At 60.7% G+C, this 14342-nt stretch carries 17 protein-coding genes; 9 read left to right on the forward strand and 8 right to left on the reverse strand.

The window, feature by feature from the left end; all coding sequences use genetic code 11:
- Window positions 1–58 precede the first annotated feature (58 nt).
- The 4 genes from AYR47_RS18970 to AYR47_RS18985 all read right to left on the reverse strand — a co-directional run bounded on the left by AYR47_RS18970 (window position 59) and on the right by AYR47_RS18985 (window position 4790).
- On the reverse strand, window positions 59–961 hold the full coding sequence (locus tag AYR47_RS18970; protein ID WP_033901593.1) for an EamA family transporter: 903 nt from the start codon (window positions 959–961) through the stop codon (window positions 59–61).
- A 53-nt stretch (window positions 962–1014) separates the two neighbouring features.
- Entirely contained in the window at window positions 1015–2919 is a 1905-nt protein-coding gene (gene asnB / locus AYR47_RS18975) for an asparagine synthase (glutamine-hydrolyzing) (protein ID WP_061436310.1), read from the reverse strand.
- A gap of 45 nt (window positions 2920–2964) precedes the next feature.
- On the reverse strand, window positions 2965–3924 hold the full coding sequence (locus AYR47_RS18980) for a diiron oxygenase (protein WP_033901590.1): 960 nt from the start codon (window positions 3922–3924) through the stop codon (window positions 2965–2967).
- Window positions 3925–4004: 80 nt separating this feature from the next.
- Window positions 4005–4790: a crotonase/enoyl-CoA hydratase family protein gene (locus AYR47_RS18985; protein ID WP_033901589.1), complete on the reverse strand. Its 786-nt coding sequence runs from the start codon at window positions 4788–4790 to the stop codon at window positions 4005–4007.
- Window positions 4791–4897: 107 nt separating this feature from the next.
- On the opposite strand from AYR47_RS18985, the gene AYR47_RS18990 reads away from it, so the two are divergent.
- The 3 genes from AYR47_RS18990 (at window position 4898) to AYR47_RS19000 (ending at window position 8716) form a co-directional block, all read left to right on the forward strand.
- A complete protein-coding gene (locus AYR47_RS18990; protein WP_028619798.1) occupies window positions 4898–5695 on the forward strand; it encodes an AraC family transcriptional regulator in 798 nt (265 codons plus the stop codon).
- Between the two features lie 103 nt (window positions 5696–5798).
- Window positions 5799–7352 carry a DUF726 domain-containing protein gene (locus AYR47_RS18995; RefSeq protein WP_033901587.1) on the forward strand — a complete coding sequence of 518 codons (1554 nt, stop codon included), beginning with the start codon at window positions 5799–5801 and terminating at the stop codon, window positions 7350–7352.
- Between the two features lie 41 nt (window positions 7353–7393).
- Window positions 7394–8716, forward strand: a complete 1323-nt coding sequence (locus tag AYR47_RS19000; RefSeq protein ID WP_061436313.1) for an Nramp family divalent metal transporter — start codon at window positions 7394–7396, stop codon at window positions 8714–8716.
- Window positions 8717–8740: 24 nt separating this feature from the next.
- Here AYR47_RS19000 and AYR47_RS19005 read toward each other — a convergent pair whose 3' ends face one another.
- The 3 genes from AYR47_RS19005 to AYR47_RS19015 all read right to left on the reverse strand — a co-directional run bounded on the left by AYR47_RS19005 (window position 8741) and on the right by AYR47_RS19015 (window position 10548).
- Window positions 8741–9118 (reverse strand): type II toxin-antitoxin system VapC family toxin, encoded by a 378-nt coding sequence (locus tag AYR47_RS19005; protein ID WP_033901585.1) that lies wholly within the window; start codon window positions 9116–9118, stop codon window positions 8741–8743.
- On the reverse strand, window positions 9115–9474 hold the full coding sequence (locus AYR47_RS19010) for a type II toxin-antitoxin system Phd/YefM family antitoxin (RefSeq protein ID WP_237142483.1): 360 nt from the start codon (window positions 9472–9474) through the stop codon (window positions 9115–9117). Before AYR47_RS19010 ends, AYR47_RS19005 begins: the two co-directional genes overlap by 4 nt.
- 141 nt (window positions 9475–9615) lie before the next feature.
- Complete coding sequence (locus AYR47_RS19015) at window positions 9616–10548, reverse strand: LysR family transcriptional regulator (RefSeq protein ID WP_061449448.1); 933 nt, start codon at window positions 10546–10548, stop codon at window positions 9616–9618.
- 118 nt (window positions 10549–10666) lie between these two features.
- On the opposite strand from AYR47_RS19015, the gene AYR47_RS19020 reads away from it, so the two are divergent.
- The 3 genes from AYR47_RS19020 to AYR47_RS32195 all read left to right on the forward strand — a co-directional run bounded on the left by AYR47_RS19020 (window position 10667) and on the right by AYR47_RS32195 (window position 11872).
- Window positions 10667–11155, forward strand: a complete 489-nt coding sequence (locus AYR47_RS19020) for a DMT family transporter (RefSeq protein ID WP_033901583.1) — start codon at window positions 10667–10669, stop codon at window positions 11153–11155.
- 4 nt (window positions 11156–11159) lie between these two features.
- Entirely contained in the window at window positions 11160–11612 is a 453-nt protein-coding gene (locus tag AYR47_RS19025) for a DMT family transporter (protein WP_033901582.1), read from the forward strand.
- 89 nt (window positions 11613–11701) lie between these two features.
- Entirely contained in the window at window positions 11702–11872 is a 171-nt protein-coding gene (locus tag AYR47_RS32195; protein ID WP_016977247.1) for a metallothionein, read from the forward strand.
- A 29-nt stretch (window positions 11873–11901) separates the two neighbouring features.
- On the opposite strand, the gene AYR47_RS19030 is transcribed toward AYR47_RS32195, so the two are convergent.
- Entirely contained in the window at window positions 11902–12174 is a 273-nt protein-coding gene (locus tag AYR47_RS19030) for a hypothetical protein (RefSeq protein ID WP_033901581.1), read from the reverse strand.
- A gap of 146 nt (window positions 12175–12320) precedes the next feature.
- Between AYR47_RS19030 and AYR47_RS19035 the strand changes: the two genes are divergently transcribed.
- The 3 genes from AYR47_RS19035 (at window position 12321) to AYR47_RS19040 (ending at window position 14339) form a co-directional block, all read left to right on the forward strand.
- Window positions 12321–13085: an AraC family transcriptional regulator gene (locus tag AYR47_RS19035; RefSeq protein ID WP_033901612.1), complete on the forward strand. Its 765-nt coding sequence runs from the start codon at window positions 12321–12323 to the stop codon at window positions 13083–13085.
- A gap of 90 nt (window positions 13086–13175) precedes the next feature.
- The gene (locus AYR47_RS32200) at window positions 13176–13349 is read left to right on the forward strand and encodes a DUF1427 family protein (protein WP_080642457.1); all 174 of its coding nucleotides are present in this window, start codon (window positions 13176–13178) and stop codon (window positions 13347–13349) included.
- 30 nt (window positions 13350–13379) lie between these two features.
- Window positions 13380–14339, forward strand: coding sequence for a quinone oxidoreductase family protein (locus AYR47_RS19040; RefSeq protein WP_061436315.1), 960 nt, complete (start codon window positions 13380–13382; stop codon window positions 14337–14339).
- Window positions 14340–14342: the final 3 nt, after the last annotated feature.

Genomic DNA, 14342 nt, shown 5'->3' on the forward strand with positions numbered 1-14342 from the left:
GACTGGACCCAGGCTAAAGCACTCAATACACGAACAAAATCTCGAATTTATGCCATGACTATCTATCCATATGGACAATCGGCTGCGATTCCACGGGCGCGAGGTTGGCTGGCCTGCGGTACAGCCCCACCGCCAACCCGACGATGATGATCCCGATCGAGATCAGGTTCGGCGTGGAAATGCGCTCATCCAGAATCAGCATCGAACTGGTGATGCCGAATACCGGAATCAGCAACGACAGCGGCGCCACGGTGGACACCGGGTACAGCTTGAGCAACGAGTTCCAGCCCCAGTAGGCGAAGTGCGTGGCCAGGTACACCTGGAACAGGATCGACAAAACCGCCGTCAGGTCGAGGCTGGCCTGCAAGCCTTCGAACGCGGCGCTGCCGTGCATCAACCAGGCCGTGAGGAACAGCGGGATCGGCGGGATCAGGCTGGCCCACACCATGAACGAGAAGATCTCCTTGACCCCGGATTTCTTGATGATCACGTTGCCGACGCTCCAGGCCACCGCGCTGAGCACGATCAGCATGACGCCCAGCACCGCATGGTTGCCTTCCTGGGTCGAGATGATCCCCGCCAGGCCGATCAAGGCCAGCACGGCGCCGAGCATCTGCGCGCCACGGATCTTTTCCTTGAACAGCAAAAAGCCCCAGCCCATGGTGAAGAACACGCTGAGCTGGATAATCAACGAGGCGATACCGGGGCTCACGCCCACTTGGATGCCATAGTTGATCACGCCCCACATGCCCAGCCCGAAGATGAAGCCATAGGCGGCCACGTAGCTGAACTTGACGGCGGGACGTTTGATAAAGAACACCAGCGGCAGGGCGGCGAGGGCAAAGCGGATACCCGTGAGTACAAACGGGTCGATGGCACGCAGGCCGAGCTTGGTGATGGGGAAATTGACCCCCCATACCAGGGTGACGAGCACAGCAAGAGACAGATGTTTTTTCAGCATGGACCCTCCTTGGGTCAGGCGGCACACCGCAATCGCGAGGTGCCGCCGGGAAGTCAATTCAAGGCGAAGCGTTTTTGCATCAGGCACAGCCCGGCGATTTCCATCAGCAGGTTATCTGCCGAGGCGCGCTGTGCGGTGGACAGGCTTGGCAAGGTTGCCAGCAAGGCGCGTACTTTACGCGGATCGAAGAACGGCACGTTGTGCAATGCCGGGCCGCTCAACACATCGTTGATCATTTCATACAGCTTCGATTGCGGGCTTTCGGATGCCGGTGGAGCGCGGAAGTATTGCTTTTTGCGGTCCAACACGGCCTGCGGCACGTAAGGGCGCATGGCTTCGCGCAAGGCGTATTTCTCGGTGGCGCCGCGCACTTTCATGTTCACCGGCAGGCGGCACGCGGCCTCGATCACTTGGTGATCGAGCAGCGGCGGGCGGCCTTCCAGGCTGCCGGCCATTTCCATGCGGTCGCCCAGGGAGGTGAGTACCACGTTGGGCAGGCTGGACTTGGCGACCATGTACAGCGAACGGTTGACCGGTTCCCAGCCGTTGAGCGCCCGTGGGCTCAGGCGGTCGTAGAACTCACGATAGGCATCGGTGTTGCTGAAACGCTCACGGAAGTCATCGCTGTACAACTGCGCCATGGGGCCGAACAACGCAGACTGCGTTTGCAGCCAGGACACGCCGTGGCCCAGTTCGTCCTGCACCCATTTCACATCATTCTTGCCGCCGGGCAGGTAGCGATCTTCGCCGGCATGCAGGCGCCGGGTCAGTTCGGCAATCGCCGTCGGGTCCTGGTTTTCGTGGTTGTACAACACCATGTCGCGACGATAGTGCGGGTAGCCGCCGAAGACTTCGTCGGCACCTTCACCGGTCAGTACGGCGCGCATGCCCTGGTTTTGCACGTATTTGCACAGCAGGTACTTGGCCACGCTGTGAGCGTTGGCGAAGGGCATTTCGGCGTGCCACAGGGCATTTTCGAAGTTATCCGCCATGTCGGAAGAGTTCACCGACAGCACGTTGAGGTGAGCACGGTTGTGTCGGGCGGCAACTTCAGCGAATTGGCGCTCGTCGTAGGCCTGCTCGCCTTCGAAGGACAGGTGGAATGCCTGCAATGGCTGACCCGTCAGCTCGGTGGCAATTCCCAGCATGGCCGATGAATCGAGGCCGCCACTGAGGCACACGCCGACCGGTACATCGGCATGCAGGCGCAGGCGCACGGACTCTTCGATGGTGCTGCGCAGGGACTCGATCATCTCGGCTTCGCTGCGCTGTTCGGTGTCCTGGGCATCCGGGAAGTCCCAGTCCCAGTACTGCTCGGTCTGCAGGCCGCTTTCATCGGCGATGATCCAGCAACCCGGTTTCACGCTGCGAATGTTGTTGAAGACGGTACGGTCGCGCAGGATAAAACCGCGATTGGCGTAGGCTTCGTGGTCCCACTGCGCGGGCACGCCGGCGGCGAGCAAGGCTTTGATCTCGGAGGCGAAGTACCAGGCACCTTCATGCTCGGTGTAGTACAGCGGCTTGACGCCCACCCGGTCACGCACGGCAAACAGCTTTTTGCGCAGGCGATCGAAGATCAGGATGGTGAACTCGCCGCGCAGCTGCTTGAGGCCACGTACGCCATGGCGACGGTACAGGTGCATGGCGATTTCGCTGTCGGACGAGGTCTTGAAGCGGCATCCGTAGCTTTCCAGTTCGGCGCGGATGCGTTGATAGTCATAGAACTCGCCGTTGACCATCATCACCAGATCGCCTTCGTCGGCCACGATAGGCTGGGTGCCGTTACCCAGGCCGACCAGGCCCAGGCGCACATAACCAAAGGCGGCCTGGCCGTTGGGGTCGAACCACTGGCTGGAGCTGTCCGGGCCGCGATGATGGATTGCACGCAGGGCGGCATCGAACATGTTCGGGTTGAACGCACGAGGTTGTTTGGCAAAGACGCCAATGTATCCACACATGACAATTACTCTATTGAATTTGTATTGGTCAGCGGCACGCTGGTTTTAAACGGTGGTGGCCGGTTCGCTCATCACTGGCAGCTCGGGCAGCACCGCTTCGGGGTGTATGCCAATGGAGCTGAGGATCTCGGGCATGGCCGAGTAGTCCGCTTCGCCGGTCTCGGTAAATTGAGTCGGTAGCAGCAGCGATTGATCGCCGAACACTTCGAGCAGTTGCGGCAGGATGATTCGCCACGCCGAAATCTCGCGCATCGGGAAGATTCGGATCGAGTTGGCGATGCCGCGGGTGAACAAGGCGGTTTGCTGCGCGGTGAAGTCACCGACCACCTGCTGCACGAACAGCGGGAAGATGTGCTTGTGCACCAGTTCGTCTTTTTTGTGCAGGGCCACCACGTGGCGGAACACCGGCTGGATGTCTGGCGCGTCGCTGAGGTCGGCCAGGTAGTCGCTGATAAACGTCTCCGAGACCAGCGAGAAGGCCAGGCGGTAGATCTTGAAGTCCGCCTCGGACAGGGTGGCCTGGGCCTGGCTCAAGTGGCGGGTCAGTTCCAGTTCCGGCCATTTGATGCGCATGCCGCGCTGGGTGATGGCCAGCTCACACATGTTGATCGAAAACAGTGTGTGATAAGCCTCATCCGCCAGGGTTTCGGAAATCGTCGCGGCGCTGGCGGAGCTCAGGCGCGAGCCGAGCTGCAGCAGGTCGATGCAGGACGGGCAGATGATTTCGGTTTCGATGGCGATGGTTTTCTGGTTATAGATCACCCAGCCGGCCGACAGGATCAGCAGCTTCAGGGCGTGGGGGTATTGCTGGTAATGCGGATCATGGGCGAAAGGTAACAGGGCCTCGAGAAAGTCCGGCGCCTGCAGGTCAAGCTGGATATCCGGGCGCTGGGAATCGAGCTTGATCTGTGCGCGTTTGTGCCAGCTGCGTTCGATTTTGATCAATCGTTCATCGGTCGCGTCATTGCTGCGATAAAGATCGTCTTGAGTGCTGTGCTGAAACATGGTTTCACCGGGTTGATAGTGAGTTGTGAAGGCCATCCATGGTTTGCCGAGGTGTGCTCGGCAACGTTCACGACCGGGAGTTACACCGCTGGCGCGGTTTGGATCTTGTCCTTCTTGCGATCCAGAAAGTCCGCCAGGCGATCCTGTGTGCGGATGTCGGAAGACACCACGGCGGCAATCAAGGCTTCCGTCATCAGGCCGTCCTGCTGGCTTTGATCGACAATACGCGGCAGCACGTGGGTCACTGCGTAGTTGGTCATGGGCAGGTTGCCGGCGATCTTGTGCGCCAACTCGGTGGCCTTGAGCACCGCCTGGCCGACCGGCACCAGGTACTGGGCCACGCCGCGCTCATAGCTTTCCTTGGCGTAGAGCGTGCGGCCGGTGAGCATCATGTCGGTCATCAAGGCGATGCCGGCGATGCGTGGGAAGCGCACCGAGGCGCCGACACCCACATACAGGCCGCGCATGGCTTCGGGCAGCGAGAAGAAGGCGCTGTCATCCACCACGCGCAGGCTGCAAGCGGTGGCGATCTCCAGGCCACCACCGATGGCGGCACCGGTAATGGCGGCGACGACGGGCACCTTGCCGAACTGGATCAGTTCGAAGGTCTTGTGCCATTCGCGGAAGGCCTGGACGTTATCGATCACCGACTGGTCGCGGATTTCCGACAAGTCCAACCCCGTGCAGAAATGCTGGCTGGTGCTGTAGAGCACCGCGGCACCAATGCCTTCAGGCATGTTGGTAAAGGTTTCGCGCAGTTCGTGCATGACTTCCAGAGACATGGCGTTTCGCTTCTGCGGGCGGTTGAGACCCACCATCAGAACGGCGCCGTCTACTCGTACGTCCAAGTAGTTTTTGACACTCATTTTCCGAATATCCCTTCGAGATGAACCCAACTTGGGGAGCGACGATTCTAGGTGGCAGAGTAATGGCCCGCTTGCTATGTCAGGTCATACTTTGACAAAATCGGGCCATGCCGCCGACCTTTACCTATTCTCCTTACGAACCCGATAGCCCCGAAGCGGTGGTGACGCTGCGCGAGTACCCGTCCGGCACGGTGTTTCCGCGTCATACCCACCGGCGTGGGCAGTTCGCCTATGCGTCCACCGGCGCATTGAAAATGTTCACTGACCTCGGTAATTGGGTCGTGCCGCCGCAGCGCGCCATCTGGGTGCCGGGCGGGGTGTCCCACGAGATGCACATGCGCGGCGATGTGGTGATGCTCAATACCTACCTGGACGACGATGCGGCCCGACGCGCAGGGTTGCAGGACTATTGCCAGGTATTTGGCGTCTCGCCACTGTTGCGCCATCTGCTGGAAGCGGCTTTGGCGATTGGGCCATCAGCCTCGCCCAGCGTGCGTGACCGTTGCGTGTTGACCCTGTTGATCGATGAAATCGGCGCCATGCCCGAGTTGCCCCTCAGTGCGCCGTTGCCCTCCGAAGCGCGTCTGGCCCGTTCTTGTCAGCGCTTCCTTGAGGCGCCGACGCAGAAGATCTCCATCTGCGAGATGGCCGACTGGTCGAGCATGAGCCGGCGCACCTTTACCCGTAACTTTCGTGAATGCACCGGCATGACCTTTGTGTCCTGGCGCCAGCAAGTGTGCCTGTTGGAGGCGACGGCGCGGCTCAGTCACGGCTCGTCCATCACCGATGTGGCGTTCGAGTTGGGGTTCAGCAGCTCCAGCGCGTTCACCTCAGTGTTCCGCCGCAACCTGGGCGATTCGCCGGCGCGCTATCTGGCCAAGTCCAAGGCGGCCTCCCTGTTTTGAAAGGACGAGGAGGCCAATGCGGTGCCTTTTCCCCCAGCGGTACCACGTTGAACCCCGGCCTTTGTTACTATCGCCGTCCCTTGTCACTAGGAGTCATTGCCCCATGCAGCACCAGTGGGATGAAATGCACCGCACCCGCAAGCCCACGTTCTTGATGTGTGGTGAGCCCCAGGGTGATGTGCTTAATCTCTATGTCCACGGTTATTCGGCGTTCTTCAACCGGCAACAGCTGGGCAGCTTCAAGGCACAGTTGGCGGGCATCGAAGGCTCGACCAACCTGATGCTGTTCTGGCCGGCGGGGCATTTCCTGGAAAACCTGTTTGCGCCGTTCAAGGACGTGATCGGCGCGATGCTCGGCGGCGGCAGCCTGGGCGCGGCTACCGTGGGCGTCGGCAAAGCGATTGCCTACTTTCTCGACCACTATAAAAGCGTCGAGGCGCGGGTAGATGAAGTTGCCAGGAGCCTGCTGCCAGAGCTGGCCGCCTACCTGCACGGTGAATCCCTTGAAGTGCGGCGCATCAACCTGATTGGCCATTCCCTGGGCGCGCGCATCCTGGTCAAGAGTTTGCTGGCTAGCCCTGATACCGCCCGCGAGCTGCCGTTGGACAACCTGCTGTTGATGGGTGGGGCGATCTGCACGTCCAGCCCGTGGGATGACGTGTCCGCGCCGCTAAAAGGCCGCGTGATCAATTGCCACTCCAGCAAAGACTGGGCCTTGGCCCTGAAACCGGATACTGAGCGTTGCATCGGCCGCTATGCCATTCCGGTAACGCCGGCGCTCAAGGCCAAGGTCACCAATGTGCACCTGGCGACCTTCGATCACGCCGCTTACTGGCCGCAGTTGCAGACGGTGGTGCAGTACACCGACCTGCTGCACGAGCGGCGCGGCATGATCCGCTCCGACCAGCGCAGCGCCGACGTGCGTTTTGCCGAAGAGGACGCGGACCTGTTCCCGGCGTTGGTCCAGGCGCGGCCTGAGGAGTTGAAGTTCTTCGCCGAGTTGATGGCGCAAAAACGCAGTGCATCCATAGACGCCAGCGTGCGCGAGCCGCTCAAGCTGGCCATCGAGTTGCAGCGCATGGGCGGCGATACCTTTATGAACCTGGCCCGTGGCCATGGCGTGAGTTATCGCCAGATCGCCGAAGATGTCGTGCAGCGGCTGGGTATCAAGTTCGATGAACCGCTCGATACCGTCGAATTGGCTGACCTTGAAACCCAGGTCGCCGAAAAACTCATCGAACAGTACAAAGACAAACTCAGCCATGCGGACCGGCTGGTGTTCGACGCGGAACTCAAAGCTGCCGCGCAAAAGGAGCAGGGGCTGTTCAGGCGTTTTGACGTGGGCCGGTCGGCCACCACCGCGTTGAGCGGTACAGCGCTGGCCGGGTTGACCGGTTTTATCCTGCGACGCGGTGCGGCCACGGCGATTCCGGTGGTGGGGCAGGCGGTAGCTGCGGCGATGCTGGTGGTGAGCGGCGTGCGCGCGTTTTCCGGCCCTGCGTATTCGATCACCACCCTGGCGGTGCTGGTGATCGGCGTGATTCGCCAGCGCATGGAGCGTGAAGCACTGAACCAGGAGATGGACCTGGTGGTGCAAGTGGTCGAGGCGTTCGACCTGCCACGGGACACGGTGATGCGCACGGTCGCGTCCGACTGATAAGCTGCGGCCTTATCTTGTGTGTTTGCCTGGGATACCGCGTGAAATTCAGCCTGCCAAAAATCGCCACCGCCCCGTTCTGCCCGCCGGAAGTGGCGGGTTCTGTCGCCGTTGATCCCAAGGCTTCGTTCTTTAAGCGCATCCTCATGTTTGCCGGGCCTGGGCTGCTGATCTCCATCGGCTACATGGACCCCGGCAACTGGGCCACGGCCATCGAGGCCGGCTCGCGCTACGGTTACAACCTGTTGTTTGTGGTGCTGCTGGCCAGCCTGGCAGGGATGGCGGTGCAGTGCCTGTGTTCAAGGTTGGGCATCGCCACCGGCAAGGACCTGGCGCAACTCTGCCGTGAGCGCTATAGCCAGCGGTCTGCACGCACCCAGTGGGTGCTGGCGGAAATCTCCATCATCGCCACCGACCTTGCCGAGGTGCTGGGCTGCGCCCTGGCATTCCACCTGCTGCTGGGGGTGTCGCTGACCACCGGCATTGTCATCACCGCCTTCGACACACTGCTGATCCTGGCCCTGCAGAACCGGGGTTTCCGCCGTTTGGAAGCGATCATGCTGGCGCTGGTGGCGACCATCGGCGTGTGTTTCTTCATCGAACTGGTCCTGATCAAACCTTACTGGCCAGACGTGTTCAGTGGTTTCACCCCGTCACTGTCGGCCATCAGCGATGCTGCACCGCTGTATTTGGCCATCGGCATCCTCGGGGCCACGGTGATGCCTCATAACCTCTACCTGCACAGTTCCATCGTGCAAACCCGCCTGATCGGCAAGGACCTGGCCAGCAAACAGGACGCGGTCAAGTTGGCGCGTATCGACACCATCGGCTCGCTGGCCCTTGCCTTGTTGGTCAACGCCGCGATCCTGGTGCTCGCCGCCGCAGCTTTCCACAAGACCGGCCACACTGACGTGGTCGAGATCCAGGATGCCTATCACCTGCTTGATCCGCTGGTCGGCGGTGCCTTCGCCAGCATCCTGTTCGGCATTGCCTTGCTGGCCTCCGGGCAAAGCTCCACCTTTACCGGCACCATCGCCGGGCAGGTGATCATGGAGGGCTACCTCAACCTGCGCATTCCCTGCTGGCAACGGCGTTTGATCACCCGTGGCCTGGCGCTGATCCCGGCGTTTTTGGGGGTATGGCTGATGGGCGACGATGCCATCGGCAAGTTGCTGATCCTCAGCCAGGTGGTGCTCAGCCTGCAATTGCCGTTCGCGCTGTATCCGCTGATCCGCATGACCGGTGACAAGCAACTGATGGGGCCATTCGTGAATCGGCTGCCGACACGCTTGCTGGCGTGGTTTCTGTTTGCGGTGATCAGTGGGGCGAATGCCTGGTTGATAGGGCAGTGGGTGTTTGGGTAGGCGCACCGAAGCAATTGGGACGACTTACACCAGAATTGCCAGGGACGTGTATTGGGCGACCTGCGGATCGGCGGTCAATAGCTTCATGGGCTCGCTGATGGCGGTCGCAACGATGAGTCGATCAAACGGATCCTTGTGATGGTGCTCAAGGTCCTTGACCGCGATCGCATGTTCTGGAGTGATGGGCAGTTCGACGAATCCGCTTTCCAGGCAGTACTCACGGATTTCATCCAGATCGACGGTGAGTTTCCCCAGGCCGACCTTAATTGACAGCTCCCAGAATGTTGCAGCGCTGATGTAAATCTCTGCTGCGTTCTCAATCAGCTTCCTGGCTTTGCTGGATAGCTTAGGATCTTCACTCAGCGTCCAAAGCAGAATATGGGTATCCAGCAACATTCTCATAAGCGGTTGCCTTCGAAGGCATCCAGTAGGTCGTCAGGCAAGGGTGCATCGAAGTCTTCAGGAATGACGAGCTTGCCCTTCATTGCACCGATTCTCCGACCCTTGGATTTGCCGACGGGCACAAGCTGAGCCATCGCACGTCCATGCTTGGCAATGGTAATAATCTTGCCGGCGGCAGCTTCGTCAACCAGCTTCGACAGATTATTTTTCGCTTCGCCCAGAGGTACGGTCGTCATGTGGTTATCTCCATATTTTGGCCAAATATAGCCAAAACTACGTGCACTATCAAAGACGGCCAGACCGCTGGCTGAAGCAGTTCGCGCAGCGCGCGATATTTTGGGGTAAGTGAATTCCATGGCAGCTCTCTCAAAAAGATATCGTCAGAGTCTGCCGCAGCCTGCAGAGACCAGAAATACTGGCCCGGAAAATCAGAACGGACCTACCTATTTCTGTAAGGAAATTTCCTTCATAGCGACGTTCTTCTCGACTTGGAAAGGTCACCGATCCCAATACGGCACCGCTCCAAAACACTCCACAAAATAATCAATCACCGTGCGCACCTTCAGCGACAAGCGCCGGCTTCCCGGCCACAGCGCTGCAATTTGCTGGGGCTCCAATGTCGTCGCCACGTCGTACTCTGTCAGCACCGCCTGCAGAGTGCCCGCACGCAGACTGTCGCCGATCAACCAAGAGGGAAACACCACCAGCCCCAGCCCTTGTTCGGCGGCGTAGGTGAGCGTGTCGGCATGATTGCCGGTGATCGGGCCCTTGACGCTATAAGGTGTCCAGTCGCCCTGGCCCTTGCGGAAGAACCAGCGTTGCTGGCCGGTAATGCCTTTGTAGGCCAGGCACTGGTGGTTGATCAGTTCGTCAGGATGTTGCGGTGTGCCATGTCGGGCCAGGTAGGCCGGGCTCGCGGCGATGCGAAAGCGTTGGGGCGCGAAGATGCGCGCCTGCATGCTGGAGTCGTTGAGCACGCCGATCCGAAAAAGCAGGTCGGTACCGTCCTGCAACGGGTCCACATAGGTGTCGGTTTGTTGGATATCCAGTTGCAGCTTCGGATAACGCCGGCACAACTCGCCCAGCCAAGGGGAGAGATGGCGCTGGCCGAACACCATCGGCGCATTGATGCGCACCAGGCCGCTGGGCTCGCTTTCCTGTTCCTGCAGCGCCTGGCCGGCGGCTTCCAGTTGTTCCAGCATCAAGCGCGCATGTCGTCCGAGCAAGCGTCCGGCCTCGGTGGGGCTGACGGCGCGGGTGTGACGGTAGAGCAATTGCTGGCCTAGGGCCTGTTCCATCAGCTGGATCTGCCGGGAGATGGAAGAGGGCGCCAGACCCTCACGGCGAGCCACTTCGGAGAAACTACCCAAGTCCAGCACGGCGACGAACAGGCGCAGTGCCTTGAAGCTCAGTTCATTCAAGCCTTGCATCGTGCCTCCAGGCTGTGCGTTTTGCGCAAAGGTGTTGTTGGCATGCTCCCATTTATCGCACAGCACGGCCACCGGATAATGCGCGCCATCCAATCCTTTGTTGATGTGCAGGTGGTGTATGCAAGCAAGTTCCATCGAGGGCGTGGCGCCAGCCAAGCCGAAAAAAAACGGCCTGCGGCTACTGCTTTTGCCGCTGGTGATCCTGGCTGGTATGGGCCTGTCAGTTGAAGCCGGCCTGCTCGGGCCATTGGGTGTGCAGGTCGGGCATTTGTGGGCCACCTTGAGCATCTTTGGCGTGGGCTCGGCGATCCTGTTTCTACTGCTGTTGTTCAGTGGTCCGCGAAAAGGCCCGGCGTTGTCCGAGCTGCCGCGCTGGCAGTTGATCGGTGGTTTCCTGGGGCCGATCTACGTGGTGGTACTGACCCTGGCCACGCCGCATATCGGTATTGCGATGACCATGATCGCGATTCTTTCGGGGCAAGTCGGCAAGAGCGTGCTGATCGACCATTTCGGCTGGTTCGGCGCGGCGCGCAAGCGGGTCAATGGCGAACGCTGGATTGCCTTGGCACTGATTGTGGTGGCACTTGTTCTGATTGCGCGAGGTTAAAGCGATGAACCTGATTTTGTTGCTGGTAGTAGTGGTCGCCGCAGGTGCGGTGTTGAGTGTGCAAGCCGCCATCAATGGTCGTTTGGGCCAGGCGGTGGGCGTGCTGCGTGGCAGCCTGGTGACCTTTGGCGTGGGGGCGATTGTCACTGCATTGATGATCTTGTTCTTTGAGCCGGCCCAGTCGATGAGCCTGCTGGATGTGCCGAAATGGCAGCTCACGGGCGCCTTGTTCGGTGTGGTGTACATGATGGTGATGGTCGGCGCGGTGCCTGTCGTCGGTACGGCGGTGGCGACGGTGGCGGTGATCGTCGGGCAATTGGGCATGGGCATGTTGATCGACAACTTCGGTTGGCTGGGCAATCCGGCGATTGAGTTGTCGGGTGCGCGGATCGTGGCGATGGTCTGCCTGGCCCTGGCGCTGCTGTTCATGTACCGCAGCAATACCCGCGCCGACTGACGGTTTGAACCATCGCCGGCGGGCCGCAGTCCTTCATTAAGGTGCCGGCGCCCGCCGCACCGGGACGACCACGAAAAAGGAGTCTGACCATGCCAGATAAAACCTGTGCCTGCCCACACTGCAAGTGTGTGCTGGGAGCTGACGCGGTAATGAAGGACGGCAAGGGTTATTGCTGTCAGGGCTGTGCGGAGCACCATGCCCATGGTGAGCCGTGTGCGGCGGCGACCGGGTGCGAATGCGCCAAGTCCGCCAAAGGCTGACGTGCTTGCGGGAGCCGGCCAGCCGGCTCCTATTGACGTTCGAGTTCGAGCCGCAGGCTATGGTCGGCCAGGTGTCGACGATGCTTGACCACGCCACGGGTGCGCCGTCCCTCCAGCGCAAACACCAACGTACGCGCATCACGTAGATCGTCCGGCAGCGGTTGGAATACCTTCAGTACCGTCCTGGTAGCTTGGTGTTGCAAGCTCACTTGGCATTCGACATGCCGGGTAATCGGCCCGAACAGGGTGTCCTGGGTGTAATCGATCCGTGCCTTGCCGTTGACCGACAGTATTGCATCCATGGTCTCTCTCCTTGATCAAGCCTGTAGCGCACGCTTCCGAGCTGCGCCGGTATAAGCCAATGATCTCCGTGGTCCGTAAAAATTCACTCGGATTGTCGAACGGTGGTCATTACCATGGCGGCTCACCCTTGATTGATGTGTACATCATGGCCCTGGCTGCGCCTCCCGACCTCAGTGATCACGCCGTCCCCGTGCAGCCCTTGGCGCGTACTTATCCGCGTGGGCTGTACGTTGAACCGCATAGCCATGACTGGGGCCAATTGCTCTATGCCATGAGCGGCGTGATGTGGGTCGAGACGCCGCACGAAGCCCTGGTGGTGCCGCCACAGCGTGCCGTCTGGCTGCCGCCGGGGGTGGAACATGGGATTCGCGTGGTGTCGGATTTGCAGATGCGCAACATCTACCTGCGCCCGGCCCTGGCAGCCACGTTGGACAGCCAGGTGCAGGTGATCGAAGTCGGTGGGTTATTGCGTGAGCTGATCGTCACACTGGTGGACGAGGGCGATAACGGCGATGTGGCGTATTACGAAGCGCTGGTCAGCCTGGCTTTGCTGGAGCTGCAGCGGGCGCGCCGTTCACCGATGCGCATCGCCATGCCGGTGGACGCCGACCGTCGATTGATCAGTGCGTGCCAGGCGGTCATGGCTGCGCCGTCCCTGGAGATCCCGTTCGAACAGCATGCCGAAGCTGCCGGCGCCAGTGTGCGTACCTTGTCGCGGCTGTTCCAGAATAACCTGGGCATGGGCTTTGCCGAATGGCGGCGCCAGGTGCAATTGGCCACGGCGGTGGCGGAGCTGATCCAAGGCCAGCCGATCAGTGCCATCGCACGTTCCCTCGGCTATTCCCCCAGCAGTTTCAGCGACATGTTTCGCCGCGAACTCGGCGTGGCGCCTTCGCAGTACGTCGGCTGACGGGTTTGGCCGAAATCCTGAAGCACTTGGCCGATGCTTCAGGATTCAGCGCTCTAGACTGAGCGCATCCACCCACAAGGCGCTGCCCCCATGAACTACCTGATTTCCCTCGCCATCGGCCTGTTTGTCGGCGTGATCTACGGTGCCTTGGATTTCCGTTCGCCCGCACCGCCGGCCATCGCTCTGGTGGGCCTGATGGGCATGCTGCTGGGTGAAAAGCTCTGGCCCATGGGCCGACAGCTGGTGGGCGCCTGGTTCTCCTGATCTCTCTCTTAACTTCGATGGATATTGGCCATGAAAGCACTGCAATTTTCCGCCACCGGCGACCTCGCCGCCCTGCGCTTCGTTGACGTCGCCACCCCGGTGCCGGCCGCCGGTGAAGTGCTGGTTCAGGTCAAGGCCGCCGGCCTCAATCCCAGCGACGTCAAAAACGTGCTCGGCCGCTTTCCCTACACCACCTTGCCGCGCATTCCCGGTCGCGATTTTGCCGGTGTGGTGGTGGAAGGGCCGCAGGCACTGCTGGGCCAGGAAGTCTGGGGTACCGGCCGCGACCTGGGCTTTTTCGCTGATGGCTCCCACGCCCAGTACCTCACTGTGTCGGCCAAGGGCGTGGCGCATAAGCCCAGCCATTTGAGTTTTGCCCAGGCCGCCAGCCTCGGTGTGCCCTATACCACCGCTTGGGATGCCCTGGAACGCAGTGGCGTGACCCAAGGCATGCGCCTGTTGGTGATTGGTGCCAATGGCGCGGTGGGCAGCGCGACCCTGGCCCTGGCAAAAATCCGTGGTGCCCAGGTGCTGGCCGCTGTACGTCGACCAGAGCAGGTCGAGGTATTGCAGGCGCAAGGTTTTGAGGCGATTGCCTTGGGCAAACCGGAAGAGCTCGGTGCGCAGGTCAATGCGGTGTTCAAGGGCGGTGCCGATGTGATCTTCGACACCACCGGTTTCTGGCTGCCGGCAGCCGTTGCAGGTTTGGCACCGTTCGGCCGCATCGCGATCATCGCCGCGCCGGTGGACGGCCATGTACAACTGCCGGCCCTGGCGCTGTATCGCAAAGGTGGCTCGGTGGTGGGGATCAATTCGTTGCTCTACAACTGCGAGCAGTGCGCGGTGATGCTGGAGCAGTTCGGACGATTCTTTGATGAAGGCCTGTTGCCGTTGCCCACCGGCTTGCGTGAAGTGGCGCTGGCCGATGGGGTGCAGTGCTATGAGGAGGTGAATCAAGGCAGCACAGACAAAATCATCTTCCTGCCTTGATTC

The sequence above is a fragment of the Pseudomonas azotoformans genome, assembly GCF_001579805.1.
GTDB classification, from domain to species: domain Bacteria; phylum Pseudomonadota; class Gammaproteobacteria; order Pseudomonadales; family Pseudomonadaceae; genus Aquipseudomonas; species Aquipseudomonas azotoformans_A.